The 946-nt window shown below is 70.0% G+C and carries 1 pseudogene; it reads right to left on the bottom strand.

The annotated features are described in order from the left end of the window. A pseudogene (locus ACFFIC_RS29990) lies at positions 1-946 on the bottom strand (transposase); the annotation flags it as partial.

Raw genomic sequence — 946 nt, 5'->3', positions numbered from 1 at the left:
GCTGATCCTCGCGGACGGCGTCCGGTGTTCTGAAACTGTGACGCTCGAGGAGCCAGGTTGAGTTGTAGGTCTGGCGGAACTCGAGGAGCGCCTGGCGGAGCTGCTCGACGGTGTCGAAGGTCTGCACCCACAGGAGGTTCTCCTTGAGGGTTCGGATGAAGCGTTCGGCGCAGCCGTTCCCCTCGGGTGCCCGCACAAAGGCGGGCGAGCTCTCGATGCCGAGGAACGTCAGCTCGCCCTGGAAGGCGTCGGACATGTACTGCGAGCCGTGGTCGTGGCGCAGCGAGAGCCCCGCCGCGATGTCCTTGGCGAAGCCGCCGAAGTGCAGGCGCACGCCCTGCCTGAGGGGTTCGAGCGCCTCGAAGCGGGTGCCGCGCCGGGCGGCGTGGAGACCGACGCACCCGGCGCTGTGGTGATCGACGGCGACGAACACCGCCGCCTGCCCCTCAGCCGTCCAGGTGGTGGTCATGTCGGTGCCCCACATGATGTCCACGGCATCAGGGATGATGGTGCCGTCGTGGTTGCGCGGGCCTCGAGGGCTGCCGACCCGCGATGGGGCGAGCAGGTTGTGCTCACGCATGAGCCGAAGCACCCGGCGCCTGGAGGTCCGGATGCCTTTCATGCGCAGCCTTGCCCAGATCTTGCGGTGCCCCTCGCCATGGAAGGGGCTGGCCGCGAGGACGGTCCGGATCGCCTCCAGCAGCGCCTCATCCGGCATGGACCCGACCGGCCCAGGTCGCCTGGGCGGCTCCGTCCGGGGTGGCAGGCGATGGCGGTAGATCGTGGCCCGGGCTGCCCGCCAGATCCGGCACACCCTGGCCAGGCCGTAAGGCCTGCCGCTGCTGGGCGAGAGCGTCAGGCTCATGGCCGTGACTTCCGCCGAACCAAAGGGCGGCCACCCTTGAGGGCCGCGACCTCGGCCTCCAGCAGCTCGCGCTCGAGCAGC

It is taken from the genome of Muricoccus vinaceus (genome assembly GCF_042433125.1).
GTDB lineage: Bacteria > Pseudomonadota > Alphaproteobacteria > Acetobacterales > Acetobacteraceae > Roseomonas > Roseomonas vinacea.
Note: the sequence above shows the minus strand (reverse complement) of the source record. Positions and strands in the feature narration are given on the sequence as shown.